This is a genomic window from Ureibacillus sp. GCM10028918 (assembly GCF_042666115.1).
GTDB lineage: Bacteria > Bacillota > Bacilli > Bacillales_A > Planococcaceae > Ureibacillus.
This window is the reverse complement of the sequence record NZ_JBHTFK010000005.1, coordinates 123087-143674: the sequence shown is the minus strand read 5'-3', so window position 1 is coordinate 143674 and position 20588 is coordinate 123087. Positions and strand designations below refer to the sequence as shown.

The 20588-nt window shown below is 37.8% G+C and carries 19 protein-coding genes; 18 read left to right on the top strand and 1 reads right to left on the bottom strand.

The features are described 5' to 3' along the window. The first annotated feature begins 8 nt into the window (after nucleotides 1–8). From hisC to ACFQU5_RS03945, 12 genes are all read left to right on the top strand, one after another. Nucleotides 9–1109 (top strand): histidinol-phosphate transaminase, encoded by a 1101-nt coding sequence (gene hisC, locus ACFQU5_RS04000; protein WP_390284982.1) that lies wholly within the window; start codon nucleotides 9–11, stop codon nucleotides 1107–1109. Then, nucleotides 1106–2203 (top strand): prephenate dehydrogenase, encoded by a 1098-nt coding sequence (locus ACFQU5_RS03995; RefSeq protein ID WP_390284980.1) that lies wholly within the window; start codon nucleotides 1106–1108, stop codon nucleotides 2201–2203. The genes hisC and ACFQU5_RS03995 overlap by 4 nt, the downstream gene beginning before the upstream one ends. A gap of 34 nt (nucleotides 2204–2237) precedes the next feature. Continuing rightward, nucleotides 2238–3536 carry a 3-phosphoshikimate 1-carboxyvinyltransferase gene (aroA, locus tag ACFQU5_RS03990; protein WP_390284978.1) on the top strand — a complete coding sequence of 433 codons (1299 nt, stop codon included), beginning with the start codon at nucleotides 2238–2240 and terminating at the stop codon, nucleotides 3534–3536. 167 nt (nucleotides 3537–3703) lie between these two features. Continuing rightward, nucleotides 3704–4939 carry a tetratricopeptide repeat protein gene (locus ACFQU5_RS03985; RefSeq protein WP_390286497.1) on the top strand — a complete coding sequence of 412 codons (1236 nt, stop codon included), beginning with the start codon at nucleotides 3704–3706 and terminating at the stop codon, nucleotides 4937–4939. A gap of 16 nt (nucleotides 4940–4955) precedes the next feature. Further along, on the top strand, nucleotides 4956–5513 hold the full coding sequence (locus ACFQU5_RS03980) for a ReoY family proteolytic degradation factor (protein WP_390284976.1): 558 nt from the start codon (nucleotides 4956–4958) through the stop codon (nucleotides 5511–5513). Between the two features lie 426 nt (nucleotides 5514–5939). Continuing rightward, the gene (locus ACFQU5_RS03975) at nucleotides 5940–6389 is read left to right on the top strand and encodes a YpiF family protein (protein ID WP_390284974.1); all 450 of its coding nucleotides are present in this window, start codon (nucleotides 5940–5942) and stop codon (nucleotides 6387–6389) included. Between the two features lie 156 nt (nucleotides 6390–6545). Further along, nucleotides 6546–7049, top strand: coding sequence for a QcrA and Rieske domain-containing protein (locus ACFQU5_RS03970; protein ID WP_390284972.1), 504 nt, complete (start codon nucleotides 6546–6548; stop codon nucleotides 7047–7049). Nucleotides 7050–7070: 21 nt separating this feature from the next. Beyond that, nucleotides 7071–7745, top strand: a complete 675-nt coding sequence (qcrB, locus tag ACFQU5_RS03965; protein WP_036203671.1) for a menaquinol-cytochrome c reductase cytochrome b subunit — start codon at nucleotides 7071–7073, stop codon at nucleotides 7743–7745. A 52-nt stretch (nucleotides 7746–7797) separates the two neighbouring features. Further along, complete coding sequence (locus tag ACFQU5_RS03960) at nucleotides 7798–8586, top strand: menaquinol-cytochrome c reductase cytochrome b/c subunit (RefSeq protein WP_390284969.1); 789 nt, start codon at nucleotides 7798–7800, stop codon at nucleotides 8584–8586. A 128-nt stretch (nucleotides 8587–8714) separates the two neighbouring features. Then, complete coding sequence (gene lhaT / locus ACFQU5_RS03955) at nucleotides 8715–9323, top strand: lipoprotein heptaprenylglyceryl N-acetyltransferase LhaT (RefSeq protein ID WP_390284967.1); 609 nt, start codon at nucleotides 8715–8717, stop codon at nucleotides 9321–9323. A gap of 134 nt (nucleotides 9324–9457) precedes the next feature. Then, entirely contained in the window at nucleotides 9458–10132 is a 675-nt protein-coding gene (locus ACFQU5_RS03950) for a zinc metallopeptidase (RefSeq protein ID WP_408063436.1), read from the top strand. Nucleotides 10133–10333: 201 nt separating this feature from the next. After that, on the top strand, nucleotides 10334–12547 hold the full coding sequence (locus ACFQU5_RS03945) for an outer membrane protein assembly factor BamB family protein (RefSeq protein WP_390284963.1): 2214 nt from the start codon (nucleotides 10334–10336) through the stop codon (nucleotides 12545–12547). 163 nt (nucleotides 12548–12710) lie between these two features. Here ACFQU5_RS03945 and ACFQU5_RS03940 read toward each other — a convergent pair whose 3' ends face one another. Continuing rightward, nucleotides 12711–13577, bottom strand: a complete 867-nt coding sequence (locus ACFQU5_RS03940) for a YitT family protein (protein ID WP_390284961.1) — start codon at nucleotides 13575–13577, stop codon at nucleotides 12711–12713. 528 nt (nucleotides 13578–14105) lie between these two features. Here ACFQU5_RS03940 and dapB point away from each other — a divergent pair. The 6 genes from dapB to panB all read left to right on the top strand — a co-directional run bounded on the left by dapB (nucleotide 14106) and on the right by panB (nucleotide 20585). Further along, a complete protein-coding gene (dapB, locus tag ACFQU5_RS03935) occupies nucleotides 14106–14903 on the top strand; it encodes a 4-hydroxy-tetrahydrodipicolinate reductase (RefSeq protein ID WP_390284959.1) in 798 nt (265 codons plus the stop codon). Nucleotides 14904–14918: 15 nt separating this feature from the next. Beyond that, nucleotides 14919–15323: a methylglyoxal synthase gene (mgsA, locus tag ACFQU5_RS03930; RefSeq protein WP_390284957.1), complete on the top strand. Its 405-nt coding sequence runs from the start codon at nucleotides 14919–14921 to the stop codon at nucleotides 15321–15323. Nucleotides 15324–15514: 191 nt separating this feature from the next. Then, complete coding sequence (gene bshA, locus ACFQU5_RS03925) at nucleotides 15515–16651, top strand: N-acetyl-alpha-D-glucosaminyl L-malate synthase BshA (RefSeq protein WP_390284955.1); 1137 nt, start codon at nucleotides 15515–15517, stop codon at nucleotides 16649–16651. Next, nucleotides 16648–17832, top strand: a complete 1185-nt coding sequence (locus ACFQU5_RS03920; protein WP_390284953.1) for a CCA tRNA nucleotidyltransferase — start codon at nucleotides 16648–16650, stop codon at nucleotides 17830–17832. Before bshA ends, ACFQU5_RS03920 begins: the two co-directional genes overlap by 4 nt. Continuing rightward, on the top strand, nucleotides 17810–18796 hold the full coding sequence (locus ACFQU5_RS03915) for a biotin--[acetyl-CoA-carboxylase] ligase (protein ID WP_390284951.1): 987 nt from the start codon (nucleotides 17810–17812) through the stop codon (nucleotides 18794–18796). Before ACFQU5_RS03920 ends, ACFQU5_RS03915 begins: the two co-directional genes overlap by 23 nt. A gap of 955 nt (nucleotides 18797–19751) precedes the next feature. Further along, entirely contained in the window at nucleotides 19752–20585 is an 834-nt protein-coding gene (gene panB / locus ACFQU5_RS03910; RefSeq protein ID WP_390286495.1) for a 3-methyl-2-oxobutanoate hydroxymethyltransferase, read from the top strand. The last annotated feature ends 3 nt before the right edge of the window (nucleotides 20586–20588 follow it).

The following is a 20588-nucleotide window of genomic DNA, read 5'->3' as shown; positions in this document are numbered from 1 at the left end:
CATTAGTCATGAAATGGAAACAGCAAATATATGAGATGAAAGCATACCTTCCAGGGAAGCCAATTGAAGAAGTGAAAAAAGAATTTGGATTGGATGAAGTAGTAAAACTTGCTTCGAACGAAAATCCTTATGGTTTTTCACCAAAAGTAGAGGCATTTTTAGCTAGTGATCATTCAAATCATGCAATTTATCCAGATGGCTATGCACAGGAGTTGCGTACAGCTGTTGCCAATCATTTAAATGTTAAAGAGACGAATGTTATTTTTGGGAACGGATCAGATGATTTAATTGCGATAATTACCCGTGCATTACTTTACCCAGGTGTGAATACAGTTATGGCAACTCCTTCTTTCTCGCAATATCGCCATAATGCAGAAATTGAAGGAGCGGAAGTTAGGGAAATTCCATTACAAAATGGAAAGCATGATCTCGTTGCAATGTTGGATGCAATTGATGAAAATACATCTGTTGTATGGGTATGTAATCCGAATAACCCAACAGGTACGATTGTCAATGATGATGACCTACAAAACTTTCTAAAGAAGGTACCTACTGAAGCACTAGTAGTGCTGGATGAAGCTTATTTTGAGTACGTGAACTCATCAGGTCACAAAGATTCGCTTTCATATATAAATGAATACCCAAATGTAATTATTTTGCGAACTTTTTCAAAAGCTTATGGACTTGCATCGTTCCGTGTTGGTTATGGAATTGCACAAGAGGAAACGATTGCAAAATTAGATGCGGTTCGTGCTCCTTTCAATAACACAATTCTAAGTCAAAAAGCTGCAATTATTGCCTTGGAAGACCAGGATTTCATCAATGAATGCAAGGAAAGAAATGAAGATGGCAAAAAGCAATTTGTTCAGTTTTGCGAAAAACATGGTTTGAAGTACTATCCAACGGAAACAAACTTTATTTTATTCGAAGTAAAAGCTGATAGTGATGTTGTGTTTAAAGAGATGATGAAGCGCGGGTTTATTATTCGAAGCGGAAATGCATTAGGTGTACGTGAGTTTATACGTGTGACGATTGGGACAGTGGAGCAAAATGACAAATTCTTAACTCTGCTGGAAGAAGTACTTACGGAACAGGGAGTTTTTGCATGACACGGAATGTCTTAGTCATCGGACTAGGTTTGATAGGAGGGTCGATTGCTCTTTCCTGTCAAAAAGCACCGAACACGAAAGTATACGGTTTCGATTTATATGAAAAAACCCGGCAGCAAGCACTTGAGCTAAATATTGTCCATGAAGTTGTAGATGATGTAATACTTGCTGCAAGTACGGCAGATGTTATTATATTTGGAACACCTGTAAATGCAACGCTTGACTGGCTGGACCGTATGAAAGAATGGCCGCTTAAGAAGAATGTGATAGTAACTGACACAGGAAGTACGAAAGGTTTAATTATGGAAAAGGGTGCACAATTGCGAGAAAAGGGCATTACTTTTATCGGCGGTCATCCAATGGCTGGTTCTCATAAAAGTGGTGTTCAAGCCGCAAAAACGTATCTCTTCGAAAACGCGTATTATATTTTAACCCCTTTAGAAAACGAATTAGAAGAACAGATCAAGCAACTTGAAGATTTATTAAAATTTACACTAGCGAAAATAGTGAGGCTTGATGCTTATGAACATGATCATATGACAGCAGTTGTAAGTCATTTTCCGCATATCGTTGCAGCGTCCCTCGTACATCAGCTCCATAGTGAACAGCATAAGTATCCAATGACTAGTATGCTTGCTGCAGGAGGTTTTCGTGATGTGACGCGAATTGCTTCTTCCAATCCATTAATGTGGAAAGATATTGTACTGCAAAATAGGGATGAGTTACTAAACCAGTTAAATTCCTGGCAGGATGAGATGAATCGTGTAAAATCACTCCTTCTTGGTTCCAATGCCGAATCAATTGAAGAGTACTTTGCTAATGCAAAAGAAGTACGCGATCAATTGCCGAAAAATACTGGTGCTTTCTATACAACGTATGATTTATATATTGATATCCCTGACTATCCTGGTGTAATTTCCGAGTTAACAGGTTATTTAGCGCACGAGCAGATAAGCATCACGAATATCCGTGTTGTAGAGGCTCGTGAAGATGTATTTGGTATTTTAGTTATTAGCTTCCAAAATGCTGATGACCGTGACAAAGCGCAACAATGTATAAGTAAAAGAACAAAGTATGAAATGTATATGTCATAATTAAGTAAATGTCTATTCTGAAAGGAGCATACGGATGTCTTCTACAACAAATTTAGATTATAAAAATGTCAGTCTAAATGGAACAATCACTGTTCCAGGTGACAAATCCATTTCTCATCGTTCTGTCATGTTTGGATCGATTGCACAAGGAAAAACAACGGTCAGCGGATTTCTCCTTGGGGAGGATTGTCTTAGTACCATTGATTGTTTTCGCAAGCTTGGCGTAGAAATCCATGTTGAGGGAACTAATGTTACCATATCGAGCCCTGGCATGGACAACTGGGAAGAACCGAAAGAAGTCTTGTATACTGGTAATTCTGGTACAACAACTAGACTCATGTTGGGTATTTTATCGGGAACAACGCTGCATACAGTAATGACTGGTGATGCTTCTATCGGTAAACGACCAATGCGTAGAGTTGCAGATCCATTGCGTTTGATGGGAGCGAAAATTGCTGGAAGAGAAAATGGCCAATATACACCTTTAGCTGTTCAAGGAACAAAGTTAAAAGCAATTGACTATACGATGCCTGTGGCAAGTGCCCAAGTTAAATCAGCAATTTTACTCGCAGGACTACGTGCCGAAGGGACAACAATTGTTCGAGAAAAAGAAGTCTCACGCGATCACACGGAAAGAATGCTTAAACAATTCGGTGCAACAGTTGAAGTAGAAGGTGGTGCGGTAGCGTTCGAAGGTGGACAACAACTGCGAGCTACCCATGTCAATATTCCAGGTGATATCTCATCAGCAGCATTTTTCCTAGTTGCAGGGGCAATTGTTCCAGGAAGCGAAATTATCATGGAAAACGTTGGTATTAATCCGACTAGGGCAGGGATTATTGAAGTGCTGGAGAAAATGGGGGCAGATTTGTCTGTCGAAATAGATGATGACCAAGCAGCAGAACCAACTGCAACATTAACGATACGAACTTCTGGCCTTAAAGCAACAACGATTGGGGGAGAGATAATCCCGCGACTAATCGATGAAATCCCGATTATTGCCCTTTTAGCGACCCAAGCAGAGGGTACTACAATCATCCGTAATGCCGAGGAGTTAAAAGTTAAAGAAACGGACCGTATCACTGCTGTAGTAACAGAACTTCAAAAGCTCGGAGCAGAAATTGAAGCAACTGATGATGGGATGATCATTCATGGACCTACAAAACTCCATGGAGCTGATTTACAGTCATACGGAGATCATCGTATCGGAATGATGTCAGCAATCGCTGCCTTAATATCAACTTCTCCTATTGAAATTGATGATACCGAGTGTATTGCTGTTTCGTACCCAACCTTCTTCGAACATGTAGAAGGACTTTTGAAAAATTCGTAATCAATTATATACTGTTTAAGTAGAAAGACAAGATTTTATTATAGCAGGGCCTCCTCGAATTCTAGCGGGACAGGTCCTTTTTCTTGTTTCTATTAAACAAGTGAAGTAGCATAGTATTGACTAAACATAAAAAAAGGTGAGCAAAGTTGACAAATACAGCGAACGAAATGATACAAGCCATCCAAAATGGAGAACTACAACAAATTAATAATTTGTTAGAAACATTTTTATTAAACGAACAGGCAGATGTCCAATACGAGATTGCGGATTTATTGATGCAATACGGATTTTTAAATGAAGCAAATCGAGTTTATGAACATTTACAGTTTTTATTCCCAGATGAAGCTCAGGTGGCGATTGATCGTGCATCAGTATTAATCGAGCTAGGTGACGAAGATGAAGCGCTCCAATTACTGATGGGCATTGATTCCGAGGCGCCAGAGTATCCACAAAGCTTACTGTTGTTAGCGGATTATTATCAGATGCAAGGGTTATATGAAGTGGCTGATATTCGTATTACAGAAGCATTGGACTTATTGCCTAATGAGCCATTGTTACAATTTGCAAAAGCTGAACTATTATTTGAAACAGGACGCTTCACGGAAGCTGCTCGTATTTACGAAGAACTGCATGCAAAAGAAAAAGACATTGCAGGAGTATTATTAGCTTCAAGGCTAGCGGAAGTATACCGTGCAGGCGGTGGATATGAAACTGCCTTGGATTATTATCTGGAAGCATTAGAGGACTCTGTATCACCTGATTTATTATTTGGCTCGGCTTACGCAGCTTTCCAAACGGAAAAATATGAATTAGCTACTAAACAGCTGGAGGATTTGAAAGAACTCGATCCAGATTATTTTAGCGCTTACTTATTGTTGGCAGAAAGTTATGCGATGATGGAAGATAATAAAAGAGCTTTAAAAACCATTGAAGAAGGATTGCAGCGCGATGAATATGAAAAATCATTCTATTTATTTGCTGGAAAAATGGCATTGAAAAATAGTTTGCCAAATGAGGCAACACAGTATTTACAACAAGCCATTGCACTTGACCCTGAGTATATGGAAGCGATTTTAGTACTTATGTCGGTCTATGCAAATCAAGAACGTTACGAGGAAATTGTTGAATTGTATGAAAATTTAAAAAATAATGATTTCGACTGGAGTGCTTTATATCCCTATGTTGCGGATGCTTATGCAAAGAATGAGCAGTATGAACGTGCATCCGAAGTTTATAAGGTAGCATATAATGATTTTAAAGACGAACCATCGTTTTTAGAAAAATATTGTTATTTCTTGATTGAAGAAGGAAAAAGAGAGGAAGCACGAAGTATCGTTAATCGTTTAATTGCCTTGGAACCTACCGAGCAGCAATGGTTAGATCTTCTCTACACTCTTGAATAAAAGGAGGGATAGCAAAGTGACTTCTTCCATTCCGATTATTGATAAAAAAACATTTGTTCGTTGGTTTCTTAAAAATTATCAATTAAAAAGAAGAGAATGCGTTTGGATACTGAATTATTTATTAAGTAACGATAACCTACTTGAAAATATTCACTTTGTAGAAGAAGCGCATTATTGTCCGCGAGCGATTGTAATGTCCTCTGTTGATTCAACTGGAGTACCATTTCGATTTTACAAAGGAAATATCATGACAAGTGATGCTGAAAAATCGTTTCATGATTTACGATTACATCCAAGTGAAAGCATGTATATCCAATTAAACTTTCCTAATATTCCACCTAGCCAGCAGTATTTAGCTGTATTAGAGGAAAATCCATTTATGCCAAAGTATTTGCATATTAGTGAAAAGGATCGACTAATTGCGGAAGAAATGCTAAATAATAGTTTGTTGGCATTTCAAGAAGAGAAATTATTAAAAGAAATTGACGACGCATTAGATAGAGGAGACAAGGAAAGATTCTATTCGCTATCTAATTTACTCCAGGCATTGAAGCAAACTACTAAAAATGTGTAACTAGATTATTGTAAGATAGAAATAGAGAAGAAGGATATCAAATTAAGAAACAATTAAATTTGAAGCATACAACTCTACAATATACGATAGATTCCCGAGTGTAGACAAAGTTGTTATTGACTTTGTCTACACAAATTTTTAGGTTATTCCTTTAGCCTTTCTTGAAAACGCTTGCCATAAAAGCGGGAAGCGTAAATGTTGAACCATACAGAACAATCACGTACTTGAGGAACGAACGAGGCAACCATGCAGTATGTGAGAATTGATCAACCATTCTTAGTCTCATTCAGTCGGGAATAGATCAGCTGGATGAGACTATATTTGTGCTATCAATACATATTTTATAAAGTGATATTTGTATAAAATTAATCTGTTATTTTTTTTTGTTTTTGGCAATAGTAAATATTGATATATGGAGGAAAAGTAATGTTCTTTAATGTAAATGATGTACAACAATTTCAATCACAAAAAGATTTTATTGATACGGCGCTCGTACCACTGCTTGCTCTAGATTTTGATGATGCAAGAATAAAACAAAGCAGCTCTGCGGCAGAGTATTTAATGTCCCTGACAGCATTTGTCGAACAACAGTTTAAAGGGAGATTAATGCTTGTCCCTCCATTTTCTTATACGGAACAAACAAAACCTGGCTTGTCAGTAAACTCGTTAAAGGAAGACCTGCAAAAAGCAGGTTTTAAGCATGTAATCTTTATTACAAGCGACTACACGTGGACAAGTTTTAGTGAAGAAGTTGATGTAATCTGGTTACCTGCTATTCCACTGGAGTCTATGGATAAAGGGGTAAAGAAAACAGTGCTTGAAGAGCAATTAAAACAAATCATACCGGTACTGACTTCCAAGTGGTTCCAAGTTTAGTAAATTATTTCAATAAATGTTCACAAACTTGTCGAAAGTATAGAAAGCCAATATTGACCAACCTATTTTCTTGATATATCATAGATATGTCCTAGTAATTACTATTTGTAAAAGTATGTCCGTTGGACTGACCTTTTAGTTAGAGGGGGGAAAAGGATGAGTAACAATCGAGTTTCAAGACGTCAATTTCTTAACTACACTTTAACTGGTGTTGGTGGATTTATGGCGGCGGGTATTTTAATGCCAATGGTTCGCTTTGCAATTGATCCAGCTTTACAGACTAAAGCTGATGGTGATTTTGTACAAACTAGCCAAAAAGTTGCAGATCTTACAGAGGAGCCTGTAAAAGTTGACTTTTCATATGAACAAGTTGATGCATGGTACACATCTGAAGTTACTGATACTGCTTGGGTTTATAAAAGTGGAGATTCTATAGTTGCACTATCGCCAGTTTGTAAACACTTAGGCTGTACTGTTAACTGGAATAGTGATACTGAGCACCCAAATCAATTCTTCTGTGCTTGTCACGGTGGACGTTATGAAAAAACTGGTAAAAACGTTCCAGGTACACCACCATTAGGTCCATTGGATGCATACGAAGTATCAGAACAAGATGGCTTTTTATTGCTTGGGAAAAAAATCGCAAATAATTTAGTTTAATTAGTAAGGGGGTAGACATCAGTGCTAAATAAAATTTATGATTGGGTCGATGAACGACTGGATATCACTCCAATCTGGCGTGATATTGCCGACCACGAAGTGCCAGAGCACGTTAACCCTGCACATCACTTTTCTGCATTTGTTTACTGTTTCGGTGGTTTAACATTCTTTATAACTGTTATCCAGATATTATCGGGTATGTTCTTAACAATGTACTACGTACCGGACGTAGAAAATGCATGGAAATCAGTTTATTACTTACAAAACGAAGTAGCTTTTGGTGAAATCGTACGTGGGATGCACCACTGGGGAGCTTCATTAGTTATCGTAATGATGTTCTTACATACACTTCGTGTGTTCTTTACAGGTTCTTATAAAAAACCTCGTGAGTTAAACTGGATTGTAGGAGTTTTAATTTTCTGTGTAATGTTAGGATTAGGTTTCACAGGATACTTATTACCTTGGGATATGAAAGCGCTATTCGCTACTAAAGTAGGTATTGAAATCGCTGCTTCTGTTCCGTTTATTGGAGAACTTATTAAAATTTTACTTGCTGGGGATGCTACAATAATTGGTGCTCAAACGCTAACACGTTTCTTCGCAATTCATGTATTCTTCTTACCTGCAGCATTATTTGCATTACTAGCAGCACACTTTATCATGATTCGTCGTCAAGGTATTTCTGGACCGCTTTGATTCAATATTGGATTGATGAAATGGTCTATGATTTTCTAAAGGAGGGGACACTATGCATCGCGGAAAAGGGATGAAATTCGTAGGTGATTCACGCGTTAAAGCAAATAACCGTATGGTGAATATGCCTAAAGATTATTCCGAGTATCCAGGTAAAACAGAAGCTTTCTGGCCTGACTTCTTATTAAAAGAATGGATGGTTGGTGCAGTTTTCTTAATTGGATATTTATTATTAACTGTCGCTCATCCTTCACCACTTGAAGGTCCGGCAGATCCAACCAATGCTTCATATATTCCATTACCAGACTGGTACTTCCTATTCTTGTACCAATTATTAAAATACACTTATGCATCAGGTCCATACAATGTAATCGGCGCGATTATTATGCCTGGTTTAGCAATCGGTGCATTAATGTTGATGCCGTTCTTGGACAAAGGTCCTGAACGTCGTCCATCAAAACGTCCATTGCCAACTGCGTTTATGTTGTTATCACTTGCTGCAATGATTTTCTTAACTTGGGAATCAGTTGTAAACCATGACTGGGAAGCAGCAGCAAAACAAGGTGAAATCAAAGAACAAGTGGACATTGAAATTGATGAAACTGCAGAAGGTTTCTTAATTTTCTCAGGTGAACAAGGTAAATCATGTATCGCATGTCACGGTGCTGATATGCAAGGTGGCGCAGCAGCACCTGCTCTAGTAGGTAACGAACTAACAGCTGAAGAAGTTGCAGAAGTAATTAAAAATGGTCGTGGCGCAATGCCAGCGGGTCAATTTGCAGGTACTGATGAAGAACTTCAAGTATTAGCTGAATTTATCGCTAGTTTAAAAGCTGAAGAATAATATTTTTTCAAAAGAGAGTCGGGAAACTGACTCTCTTCTCTTTTAGTTATTTCTATTTACATATGTAGTATCGTAAGAAAAAATACATAATTTTTATAATTTAAAGGAATAATAAGGGGAATTGAAAAATGAAGTTATTTTTAAGTCAAGTATCGTTTCTATTAACGCATCGTTCTTTTTTAACATTATTATTTTTGATTAACTTTTTTGGTACAATCTATGGTTATATCTGGTACGGTTCTCAATTATCTAGAACTGAACCGAAATTTTTAATTTTTGTTCCAGACAGTCCTACCGCAAGTTTATTTTTTTGTATAGCAGTTCTTGGTTGGATATTTGGAAGACATTTTAAATTGATTGAGGCATTAGCTCTAATTACCCTCGTGAAGTATGGAGTATGGGCAGTTGTCATGAATTTATTGACTTTAAAAGAAATTGGCTCAATTGGTGCTTCTGGATGGATGCTGGTCGTTTCCCATGGATTAATGGCTGTTCAAGCAATACTTTATATGTCAAAATATCGGTTTGGAGCGGTTCATATCGCAATCGCTGGTATTTGGACATTGCATAATGATGTGATTGATTATGTTTTTGGACAAATGCCTATTTACTCCGTGCTCGACCAATATACAAGTCAAATCGGTTATTTTACATTTTGGCTATCTATTGTTTGCATTGCGATTGCCTATTTTGTTTATACTACCAATAGCAAAAAATATGTGAATCAGTTTAAGTAAAAAAGTGAAAATCGCTATTTTTTGTCAATAAGATTTTTTCTAATAGGTGTGATTATTTGCATAACCCTTCATGAGCTACTAGAATTAGTAGTATAGTAATTTATTAGAAAGGAAGAGGTTAATTGACAGCAGGTATGTATATTATCTACTTTCTGATTATTTTAATATTGCCGATTTATGCACAGATGAAAGTGAGAAGTACTTACAAGAAATTTTCTCAAGTGCAATCTTCAAAAAGAGTAACTGGTGCTCAAGTAGCACGACAGATATTGGATCAGCATGGATTATTTGATGTACGAGTAGTACCGACACAAGGCGTTTTATCGGATCATTACAACCCGGCAACAAAAACTGTAGCATTATCCGAAAAGAATTTCTATGAATCATCAATTGCCGGAGTCGCTGTTGCAGCACACGAGGTTGGCCATGCCATTCAACATAAAGAAGCTTATTCATTTTTAAATATACGTTCTAAATTAGCGCCCGTAGCAAATATTACGTCTAATGCATCTTGGATTTTTGTAATGATTGGTATTTTTGCATCCAGTTCCGGCTTTTTATTGTTAGGTATTGGATTACTTCTTGCAGGAGTTATATTCCAAGTAGTTACTTTACCAGTCGAATTCGATGCTTCAAAACGTGCGATGAATGAAGTGGTGTCTTTAGGTATTATTGCAAATAATGAAGAGCGTTCGGCGAAAAAGGTTTTAAATGCAGCTGCTATGACTTATGTTGCTGCAGCAGCGGTAGCGGTATTGGAACTACTGCGTTTAATCCTAATCTATACAGGTATGAGATCAGACGATTAAATATATGACTACGAAAGATTTGTCCCAAAGGTTTTTTCAACAAACTTTTGGGGCATTTTTTTTGTCTAATTTTCACAAAGCAAAAAATATTTTCAAACAAATAATAACTAGTACTTTAGATTAATAGAATGTAGAGTAATATTCCTCAGTTATGAAAGCGCCATCAAGTGCTTTACATAACAAATTAAAGGGGGGAGAGAGATGAAATTTAGTATTTCTAAAGTGCTGTTGTTTAGTTTTGTTGGGATAATTGTTATTGCTGTCCTTGCTTTCTATGCCGGAGTGTTAACGAAACAAAGTCTGGAAGAGGGAAAAATTGTAGATGATGGTGCTGCGTTCACCATCAATACAAGTACAGAGGATGCAGAGGAAAACGATGGAAAAAGTCCTAGTCAACCAGATATAAAAGTAGACTATGCAAAAGACGAATGGGTTACCCATGGAGGGGACTATTACAACCGCCGCTTCTCGGAACTCGAACAAATTAACTTAGAAACAATTGAAGAATTGCAGCCGCAGTGGGTCACAAGTTTAGGTGCAAGCCTGGACATGAAGTTTTCGGGAGAAGCAACACCTATAGTGGTAGATGGGATTATGTATATTGCAACAGCCGAAAATGATGTTTTGGCGCTGGATGCAAAATCAGGCGAAAAAATTTGGGAGTTTCGTCCCGAAATCGAAGAAAAGCTTGATACGGTTTGTTGTGGTTGGACGACTCGAGGCGTTGCAGTTGCGGATGGAAAAGTTTTTGCGGGTCTATTGGATGCTAGATTGGTAGCATTAGACCAACAAACTGGTGAACTGCTTTGGGAGACAGAAGTAGCTGATTGGGAAGAGGGCTATACGATTACGAGTGCTCCACTTTTTTATAACGGTAAGGTATACACAGGGGTTGCAGGTGGGGAGTATGGAATTCGTGGGAGAATTATGGCTTACGATGCTGAATATGGGCATGAAGTATGGCGATGGTATTCGATTCCTACACCATATGAAAAAAATGGTGATACATGGCCTGATGATGAAGATAAAAACTGGTTACATGGTGGTGCTCCGGTATGGAACACACCGGCAGTTGACCCAGAACTGGGGTATATTTACTTTGTAACAGGCAATACGTCCCCGGATTTAGATGGAAGCAAACGGGAAGGGGATAATCTTTATGCCAATTCCATTATTGCTTTAAATGCTGAAACTGGTGAGTATGTATGGCATTTCCAACAAGTGCATCATGATATATGGGACTTGGATCCTACAAATCCTGTTATATTATTTGATGTAGAAATAAATGGGGAAACAAGAAAAGCACTTGGGGAAGCTGGTAAGACCGGGTGGATTTACTTCTTAGATCGAGAAACCGGTGAACCATTAATAGGTATTGAGGAAAAAGAAGTACCTCAGCTTGCTGAGCAAAAGACCTCACCTACTCAGCCATTCCCGGTCGGTGATTCCTTTGTTCCTCAAGAAGTCACGGAAGCGGATGTAGAGCGTGATTTAAGTGAAGATTTTGAAGGAGAAGTTGGTTCTATCTTTACTCCTTTCTGGGATGAACCAATCACCTTAAAACCATCTGCATTCGGCGGAGCAAACTGGCCACCATCAGCCTACTCTCCTGAAACAGAATATTTCTATGTTTTAGGTACAGATGGCTATATTGCCCTATCTCGAATGGACGAAGACATCTATGAAGAAGGCGGAATGTATATAGGCAGTATCATGGTTCCGGTCTCTGATGCACCAACTAGGGGAACAATAACTGCCATGGATGTAAAAACAAATACTATTGCTTGGCAAGTTGTTTGGGATACCAATGCATATTCAGGAGTACTGGCAACAGCTGGGGACTTGATTTTTGTTGGTCATAATGATGGACGTCTGATTGCATTCAATGCAAAAACGGGAGAAGAAGTATGGAGCTATAAAATGGATGCAGGTGCCAATGCCCCTTCCGTTACGTATGAAATAGATGGTGAACAATATCTTTCGATTTTTGCTGCAGGGAATTCGTTGGCTGGATCTGTACATGGGGATAAAGTATATACGTTCAAACTAAATGGCAGCTGGGATGGAACACCGATTGATGCTTCAGAAAAAAATAGTGCAGAAGCTGATGGCGACGTAGCGGCAGCTGAAGAGCCGGCAGAACCAGATACAACTGGTGACACAAGTGATTCTTACGAATTAGGGCTTTCCATTTATGAAGGGAACTGCTTATCGTGTCATGGAAATATGGGGGAAAACGGACATAATGGACCAAACCTTCAACTAAGTGAGTTAGCGGAAAACTATGATGGTGTGGTAGACAGAATTAAAAATGGTGGGTCCACAATGCCGGCATTTGGAACAATTTTAACAGAAGAAGAGGTTGAAGAAGTTGCTCGTTATGTGAATGAGGTATTGTCGAAGGCAGATGAATAACACGTGTTCACTAATCATCTTGTATAACCCACGAAAAAGCAGAATGTAAATTAAATGAGCGCTTGGAATAATACTAAATCCAAGCGCTCTCATTTAATTATCTTTCAAGTGTAGCTACTTATCGATAGCAAAAAAATCATATTCAAAAGAAGAGATACCAAGGTTATTCATCAATTCTGAATCCTTCTCCGGTGACATCCTTTACATCGATGATGGAAACAAAAGCGTTTGGATCGATGGAACGTATAATCGATTTTAGTCGCACTAACTCGTTTCGTGCCACAATACAGTATAGAACATCCTTCGATTGCTTTGTAAAGTGCCCATAACCATGGAAAACCGTAATCCCGCGTTCCATTTTTTCAGAAATTAAATTCGCGATTTCATCAGGATTACTTGAAATGATGAGTGCAGCTTTCGCAGTGTAAGCACCTTCCTGAACCATGTCAATAACTCGAGCCCCTACGTAAACAGCAACAAGAGTATACATCATGGACCGTGCATCTAAAAAAGTCATCCAGGATGCAAAAATAACAAAAGCATCAAATAAAAACATCGTACGGCCCATACTCCAACCGACATGCTTATGAGTCACACGTGCAATGATATCCACACCGCCCGTAGTTCCTCCACAACGGAAAATGATTCCAAGTCCTATACCAACAAATACACCTGCAAATAATGAAGCTAATAACAAGTCATCTTGTAAGCCCAGGGTGAATTGGTAAACTTGGAAAATCCGAAGAAAGACTGAAACAGCTACCGTACCGATAATTGTGTAGATAAATTCCCTACGTCCGAATTGTTTCCAACCTAATATGAACATCGGAATATTGAGAATTAGATTCATAATGGCTGGATCCCAATTTAAAGTGAAGTATAAAATTAAAGTGATTCCGCTGAAGCCGCCTTCACCAAGTTCGTTTTGCATATTAAAGTGTACAAAACCGAAACTATAAATGGCCGCACCGATCAAGATCCCAATGATATTTTTAATTCTTAAGCCTTTCAATAAAAAACCTCCAAACATTGACCATTAATATTTTTATTATCGCTTCTAGTTGCATGATTTTTGCGGCATTAAATTGTAGTATGACCCACGGAATTTTTAATAACGGAAATATAACAGATTTAATTGCGACAACCTTTGTGTCTTATATTCCCACTAATTTAAGGTTTACTATATTATGTTGTATTTTTCTTCTTTTGACAACATAGTCCTTTATTATATACGATGATAGTAGGTGCGTGGTATGATGTCGAATAGATATTTACTAACGTAAAAATTATTGATGAGTACATAGTAAATTTTAAGAATTTGATTATGTCTTCCCGACTAATTGCTTTTAAAAACCATCTAGGGTACTAGGTATCATTTTCATTTTTCAACCTTAAGAAAAATTGTACTAAATGCAAGAATATCAATGCCGAATTAGGAGATTTTATTCTTATATTTAGTATGACATGAAGATGTATTGGGTATCCAATCAGATTACACTTTTAAATGGCAAAGAAAAAAAGGGACGATACGATTATGGACTTGAAAGGATGAGCAATTATGACAATTCGAGTAGCAATAGCAGGCAGTAGAGGAAAGATGGGTTCAGAAGCCGTAAAAACGGTTTGTAATCGTGATGGATTGGAGCTTGTAGCTGCATTGGATTACAAGCATGTAGGAGAAAGTTTAGCTGAGCTTGAAATGTTTCCATCCAATCTAGATGTCCCTATTTATACAAACTTAACTCAGTTAATCACCGAAACCAAACCAGATGTATTAATTGATTTAACAAATCCGCATTCTGTATACGAACATACGAAAGAAGCGATGTTACATAATGTTCGTACGGTTGTTGGGACTACGGGATTTACCGATGAGCAATTGGAAGAGTTGACAAATTTGGCGAAAGTTAACAAGGTTGGATGCATCATTGCGCCAAATTTTGCAATTGGTGCTGTATTAATGATGAAATTCGCTAAAGAGGCTGCAAAGTATATGCCGCATGTTGAAATCATTGAATTACACCATGATCGTAAATTAGACGCTCCTTCTGGCACAGGAAAGAAAACAGCTCAAATGATTGCTGAAGTACGTGAAGCAACAAAGCAAGGGCATGAATTTGAAGTGGAAACGATGCCGGGTGCAAGAGGTGCAGACTTTGAAGGAATGCGAATCCACTCGGTGCGTTTACCAGGTTTAGTAGCCCATCAAGAGGTTCTATTTGGCGGGGAAGGTCAAATGCTTACAATCCGCCATGATTCCTATAATCGCGAATCCTTTATGGGTGGGGTAGTTTACTGTGTTGAAAAAGTCATGACACTGGAAGAATTAGTATATGGATTAGAAAATATCCTATAAGAATGGAGATTTAACATGAAAATCGCTCTAATTGCACATGACCGTAAAAAGGATAGTCTAGTTGAGTTTGCAATTGCATATAAAGAGATATTGTCCGAGCATGAATTATTTGCAACGGGGACAACTGGCCAGCGAATACATGACGAGGTTGGTTTAAATCTAACAAGATTTCGTTCAGGTCCACTAGGTGGCGACCAGCAAATCGGTTCCATGATTGCTAATAATGATATGGATATGGTCATTTTCTTTCGAGATCCCTTAACTGCACAGCCACACGAACCGGATGTAACAGCACTTGTTCGATTATGTGATGTTTACCACATTCCCTTAGCAACGAATATGGGTACAGCCGAAATTTTACTAAAAGGGCTGCAAGAAGGATTTGTCGATTGGCGATTAATCCAAGAAAGACGTAAATAAAAATAGTAATTAAAATAGTACTTTTGCATTAAAATAACTGTTAATAATCTAAATATAGAGAACCTCTGACGGATGCTAAATTCAATTCTCGCAATCAATAAGGCATAAACGAATCTACACATATTTGATTAATTAATTTGTTTTCAATGATTAAAGTAATTAATTGTTTAGATAGAGAGGATGAACGTCGGATGAGAAAGTTAAAAATCGGTATTACATGTTATCCAACTGTTGGTGGTTCAGGAGTTCTTGCCACAGAACTTGGAAAAATGCTTGCTGAAAGAGGACATGAAATACATTTTATCACTTCAAGTGTTCCTTTTCGGTTAAATAAAGTTTATCCTAATGTATTTTTCCACGAAGTTGAAGTCAATAATTACTCAGTATTCCAGTTCCCTCCCTATGACATTGCTTTGGCAAGCAAGATGGCTGATGTCATTAAGGAAAAGAAATTAGATGTGCTTCATGTTCACTATGCGATTCCGCATGCCGTATGTGCGGTACTGGCACGTGAAATGAGTGGAGAAAATATCGGGATTCTTACAACTCTGCATGGAACGGATATTTCTGTATTAGGTCAGGATTCAACTATGGCTCAAGCTATTAAGTACGGGATTGAAAAATCTGATATAGTGACAACCGTTTCAGATGCCCTAAAAGAACAGACCTATCAGCTAATCGATACAAACAAGGAAATCGAAACAGTTCATAATTTCGTGGATGAGTCAGTATTTAAGCCTGTAGATTCCAGTAATTTAAAAGCGCAGTATGGAATTGGCGATAATGAACGTGTGCTCATTCATGTATCGAACTTCCGTAAAATTAAAAATTTACCCGATATCATTCATACATTCTTTAAAGTTCGGGAAGAAATGCCTGCCAAACTACTTTTAGTAGGCGATGGCCCAGAAAAACAAAGAATGGTGGATTTAGTGAAATCATCTCCATTTAAAGAAGATGTACTATTTTTAGGAAAACAAGAAAATGTGGCAGAGTTATTCGGTTTAAGCGACTTAAAATTATTACTGTCGGAAACCGAGTCATTTGGGTTGGTTTTATTAGAAGGGATGGCCTGCGGTGTACCTGGAATTGGAACAAATGTAGGTGGAATTCCAGAAGTGATTCAACATGGAGAAAACGGTTATATCGTTGAACTGGGTGATATCGAGGGAGCAGCTAAATATGCAATAGAATTATTAAGAGATGAAGAGAAGCTGATTCAATTCCGACAAGCAGCAATCACGTCAATTCAAACGAAATTTTTAGCCAAAACGATTATTGACCATTATGAACATCTATATGAGCGATTGGTGGCACTTCGTGTATGAAAGTGAATAAAGAATGGCACGCAGCGCTCAGTGTAATTGACAAGATTGAAAGAAGTGGATTTGAAGCGGTCATTGTAGGTGGAGCTGTTCGTGATTATCTATTGCAAAGAAAAGTCAATGATGTAGATGTAGCAACAAGTGCCTTGCCTTCTGAGGTGAAAGAAATTTTTTCATCGACAGTAGATGTTGGAATCGAACATGGAACCGTCCTGGTATTGGATGAAGGGGAACCAATTGAAGTAACAACCTATCGTACAGAGGGTACATATAGTGATTATCGCAGACCCGAAGAGGTAGCCTTTGTTCGAAATCTGGAAGAGGACTTGCAAAGACGGGACTTTACAATTAATGCAATGGCATTTACAAAGGACGGCCAGATAATAGATCTATACGGTGGGAATGAGGATATAGCAAATAAGGTAATTCGTGCAGTTGGTGATCCGAACGTCCGTTTTCGTGAGGATGCCCTTCGAATGTTAAGGGCTGTTCGATTTGGTGCACAATTAGGGTTTTCGATTGAAGAAGGGACTTTAAAGGCAATTCAAATAGATAGTGATTTGATTGATTTTATTGCGAACGAAAGAATTTCAATGGAAATGGCAAAGTTATGGAAAAGTAAATATGCCTATTACGGAATTCAATTACTTGTTGAAAGTAACCTTTCGAAATTTCTAGCTGGCCATTTTGCTGAACAGCTGGAGAATTGGCGGACCTTTAAAGCTGATAAATCTGAAGTTGGCTGGGCTTATTTATGTCAGCTGAATCGACAAGAATTTCAAAACATTGTTGATTTCTACCGCTTGTCGAATAAAGAAAAAACGTATATTCGTAAAGTTCTAAATGCATATGATGCTCTTTTACAAAAATGGACTGCAATGGACTATTTTATAAATGATTTGGATGTACTTGAAACTGCTTATGATTTTGCGGGGTGGCAAAATGTGAGGCTGCCATTTAAAAAGGAAAATATACAAGAAGTTAAAAGTAACTTACCTCTACAATCGATCAGTCAACTAGCGATCAATGGCAATCATTTGATGAGTTGGACTACTAGGAAGAGGGGTCCCTGGATTAAAGTAGCATTGGATGCCGCAATCATTGCCGTCTTAAATGGATATGTAAAAAATGACGAAGAGAAGTTGAAGGAATGGTTCTTAAATGACTTTATCAATGAAGGATAAAATATTAAAACGTTTCCTTTTAGCTTTGGGTGAACCCATTTCAGGTCAGCATCTAGCTGAAGAATTAGGAATCTCTCGAACGGCGGTATGGAAACATTTACAGTCTCTGCAAGAAGAGGGATATGCTTTTGATACCATAAAGAAAAAGGGGTATCTTTTAGTAAGTAAACCAGACAGAGTGGATGCTGCGAGCATAGCATCCACTCTGTCTACAGAACGATTTGGACAGACAATTCATTATTTTGAAGAGTGCGGCTCAACACAAACAATTGCCCATGAACTAGCGCGAAATGGAGCACTCGATGGAACTGTTGTCATTGCAGAGACCCAAACTGATGGGAAGGGACGAATGAGCCGTCCGTGGGAATCTACCAAAGGCAAAGGCATTTGGATGACGGTTATCATTAAGCCGGATGTATTGCCCCATCAAGCTCCGCAATTTACATTAGTAGCAGCAGTTTCGATTGTAAATGCGATGAAATCTCTCTACAGCAATTTTACACCGGTGATTAAATGGCCAAATGATATATTGATCAACGGCCTGAAATGCACCGGCATTCTAACAGAAATGATTGCTGAAATGGATCGCGTACAAGCTTTATTGATTGGAATCGGTATTAATGTAAATCAACAACCATCAGATTTTCCACATGCCCTACATTCAATTGCAACTTCTCTAAGTATAGAGGAAGAAAAAACATTGAATCGATCACAACTGGTTGCAACCATTTTAAACTATCTAGAGAATTATAGTGATCTCTATATAGCAGAAGGCTTCGGTCCAATAAAAAAGCTTTGGGAAGAAGCATCTGGAACAATTGGGAAACAAATTAAAGCAACGACGTTAACAGAAGTTATCCGAGGAAAAGCAATTGGAATAACGGAATCAGGAGTCCTTGAAATACAGCTCGATGATGGAGAAATTCGGAGTATCTATTCTGCAGACATTGAATTAAGTGAATAAAGTTTAGTAATTTAAAAACTCTTATTCAAAGGTGAAATTTCACTTTTGAAAAGGGTTTTTATTTTTTTTGTAGGTAATAAGTTTATTAAATTATAAAAAAAGGGATGAGTAATTAGGGTAAAATGTAAAAATATTCAAAAAATAATTACATTAAAACTATAAATATGGTATTTTCTCTAATAGTGAGGAATATAATAATAAGTAAATTAGGTACAATTGATTAAAAAATACAAGGTTTGAGGTGCACTAGCATTATGAAAATGATAAGCTCTTTGTTTTGTCGTATGGTTGGCTATCATAAATACAGTTATTTTACAGACCGTTGTGTCCGTTGTGGAAAAGTACGTTCATCAAATTCCTCATCTGTAGAAAATACATAAGCTCGGCACTTGTAATTTGAATCCTAGTAAGCTAATGACTATTTACCCGTCCATTTCTAAAAGGAGTGGATGGGTTTATTTATGGATGAAAGCTTCCAGAAATTTGTTGAACGTCTATTTTAAAAGATAAAGAAAGTGTAAATTTTCGGAGTATGAACAGTGTCTAGCTACATGCGCCATTCAGCTCGGGGTCTGCTTGTCGCTGGTAAGCGGTGCTCTTTGCTCTTTTTAAAAAATAGTGACAGAGTTTCATATAAATTTATATACGTTTAGTTCAAAACTTGTTATAGTAGCGGTATGGACAGTATCATTTTGAACTGTACCTTTTACACAGTTTTATAATTAAAAAGATCTGCCTTGATCTAGTAAAAGACAGGGACGGAAGAAAACAAAATGCGTTAATTTATATTCGTCACAACGCAATCCTTCTGTCTATTTTAAGATGGAAGGATTTTTTTATGCTCTAGACCCATATTGACGAGGGTCGAAAGTATAAGAGAAAAACATCGATTATCGCTGTATTCCGATAGCGTGTTCTTCTTATGTTTTCTTCTTAAAAAAAGGAGGAGAAAATGGTGAAAAGTACGAGTGATTTTTTGAAAATGAAGGCGCAGGGTGAAAAAGTGGTAATGATTACTGCCTATGACTACCCGGCTGCAAAGTTCTCTGAAGAGGCTGGGGTCGATATGATTTTGGTCGGAGATTCACTAGGAATGGTTGTACTTGGTTATGATTCAACACTGCCTGTTACAGTTGAAGATATGATCCACCATGCAAAAGCGGTACGGCGTGGAGCGAAGGATACATTTGTCGTAGTTGACATGCCTTTCGGTTCATATCAAGGGGATTCTAATGAGACATTGAAAACTGCCGTAAGAATGATGCAAGAAACAAGCGCTAATGCTTTAAAGCTTGAGGGTGCCGGTGAAGTAGTAAAAACAATTGAAAAGTTAACAAGTATAGGGATTCCGGTCGTTGCCCATTTAGGCTTGCAACCACAGCTGGCAAATGTTCTAGGTGGATATAAAGTACAAGGAAAAACGGCTGAGCAAGCTATGAAATTAATACAAGACGCAAAAGACTGTGAAGCAGCAGGTGCCTTTGCCGTTGTATTGGAATGCATTCCTCATCAGCTAACGGAAGCGGTTACAAAATCATTAACGATTCCGACAATCGGTATTGGTGCAGGGGCTCCATCTGACGGGCAAGTACTTGTTTATCATGATTTATTGCGATATGGAAATCATCATATTCCAAAATTTGTTGAAAGCTTTTCTTTCATTGGTGAAGAGGTTGAACGAGGAATTAAAAACTACACTAATGCAGTAAGAACTGGGACCTTCCCAACATTAAAGCACAGCTTTACGATGAAGGACGAAGAATTAACCCAAATTTATGGGGGCGCATGATAT

What these genes read in the sequence shown, in the direction of transcription:
- hisC (WP_390284982.1), top strand. Translation starts at nt 9, where the DNA reads ATGAAATGGAAACAGCAAATATATGAGATGAAAGCATACCTTCCAGGG.
- ACFQU5_RS03995 (WP_390284980.1), top strand. Translation starts at nt 1,106, where the DNA reads ATGACACGGAATGTCTTAGTCATCGGACTAGGTTTGATAGGAGGGTCG.
- aroA (WP_390284978.1), top strand. Translation starts at nt 2,238, where the DNA reads ATGTCTTCTACAACAAATTTAGATTATAAAAATGTCAGTCTAAATGGA.
- ACFQU5_RS03985 (WP_390286497.1), top strand. Translation starts at nt 3,704, where the DNA reads ATGATACAAGCCATCCAAAATGGAGAACTACAACAAATTAATAATTTG.
- ACFQU5_RS03975 (WP_390284974.1), top strand. Translation starts at nt 5,940, where the DNA reads ATGTTCTTTAATGTAAATGATGTACAACAATTTCAATCACAAAAAGAT.
- ACFQU5_RS03970 (WP_390284972.1), top strand. Translation starts at nt 6,546, where the DNA reads ATGAGTAACAATCGAGTTTCAAGACGTCAATTTCTTAACTACACTTTA.
- ACFQU5_RS03960 (WP_390284969.1), top strand. Translation starts at nt 7,798, where the DNA reads ATGCATCGCGGAAAAGGGATGAAATTCGTAGGTGATTCACGCGTTAAA.
- lhaT (WP_390284967.1), top strand. Translation starts at nt 8,715, where the DNA reads ATGAAGTTATTTTTAAGTCAAGTATCGTTTCTATTAACGCATCGTTCT.
- ACFQU5_RS03950 (WP_408063436.1), top strand. Translation starts at nt 9,458, where the DNA reads ATGTATATTATCTACTTTCTGATTATTTTAATATTGCCGATTTATGCA.
- ACFQU5_RS03945 (WP_390284963.1), top strand. Translation starts at nt 10,334, where the DNA reads ATGAAATTTAGTATTTCTAAAGTGCTGTTGTTTAGTTTTGTTGGGATA.
- ACFQU5_RS03940 (WP_390284961.1), bottom strand. Translation starts at nt 13,577, where the DNA reads ATGTTTGGAGGTTTTTTATTGAAAGGCTTAAGAATTAAAAATATCATT.
- dapB (WP_390284959.1), top strand. Translation starts at nt 14,106, where the DNA reads ATGACAATTCGAGTAGCAATAGCAGGCAGTAGAGGAAAGATGGGTTCA.
- mgsA (WP_390284957.1), top strand. Translation starts at nt 14,919, where the DNA reads ATGAAAATCGCTCTAATTGCACATGACCGTAAAAAGGATAGTCTAGTT.
- bshA (WP_390284955.1), top strand. Translation starts at nt 15,515, where the DNA reads ATGAGAAAGTTAAAAATCGGTATTACATGTTATCCAACTGTTGGTGGT.
- ACFQU5_RS03920 (WP_390284953.1), top strand. Translation starts at nt 16,648, where the DNA reads ATGAAAGTGAATAAAGAATGGCACGCAGCGCTCAGTGTAATTGACAAG.
- ACFQU5_RS03915 (WP_390284951.1), top strand. Translation starts at nt 17,810, where the DNA reads ATGACTTTATCAATGAAGGATAAAATATTAAAACGTTTCCTTTTAGCT.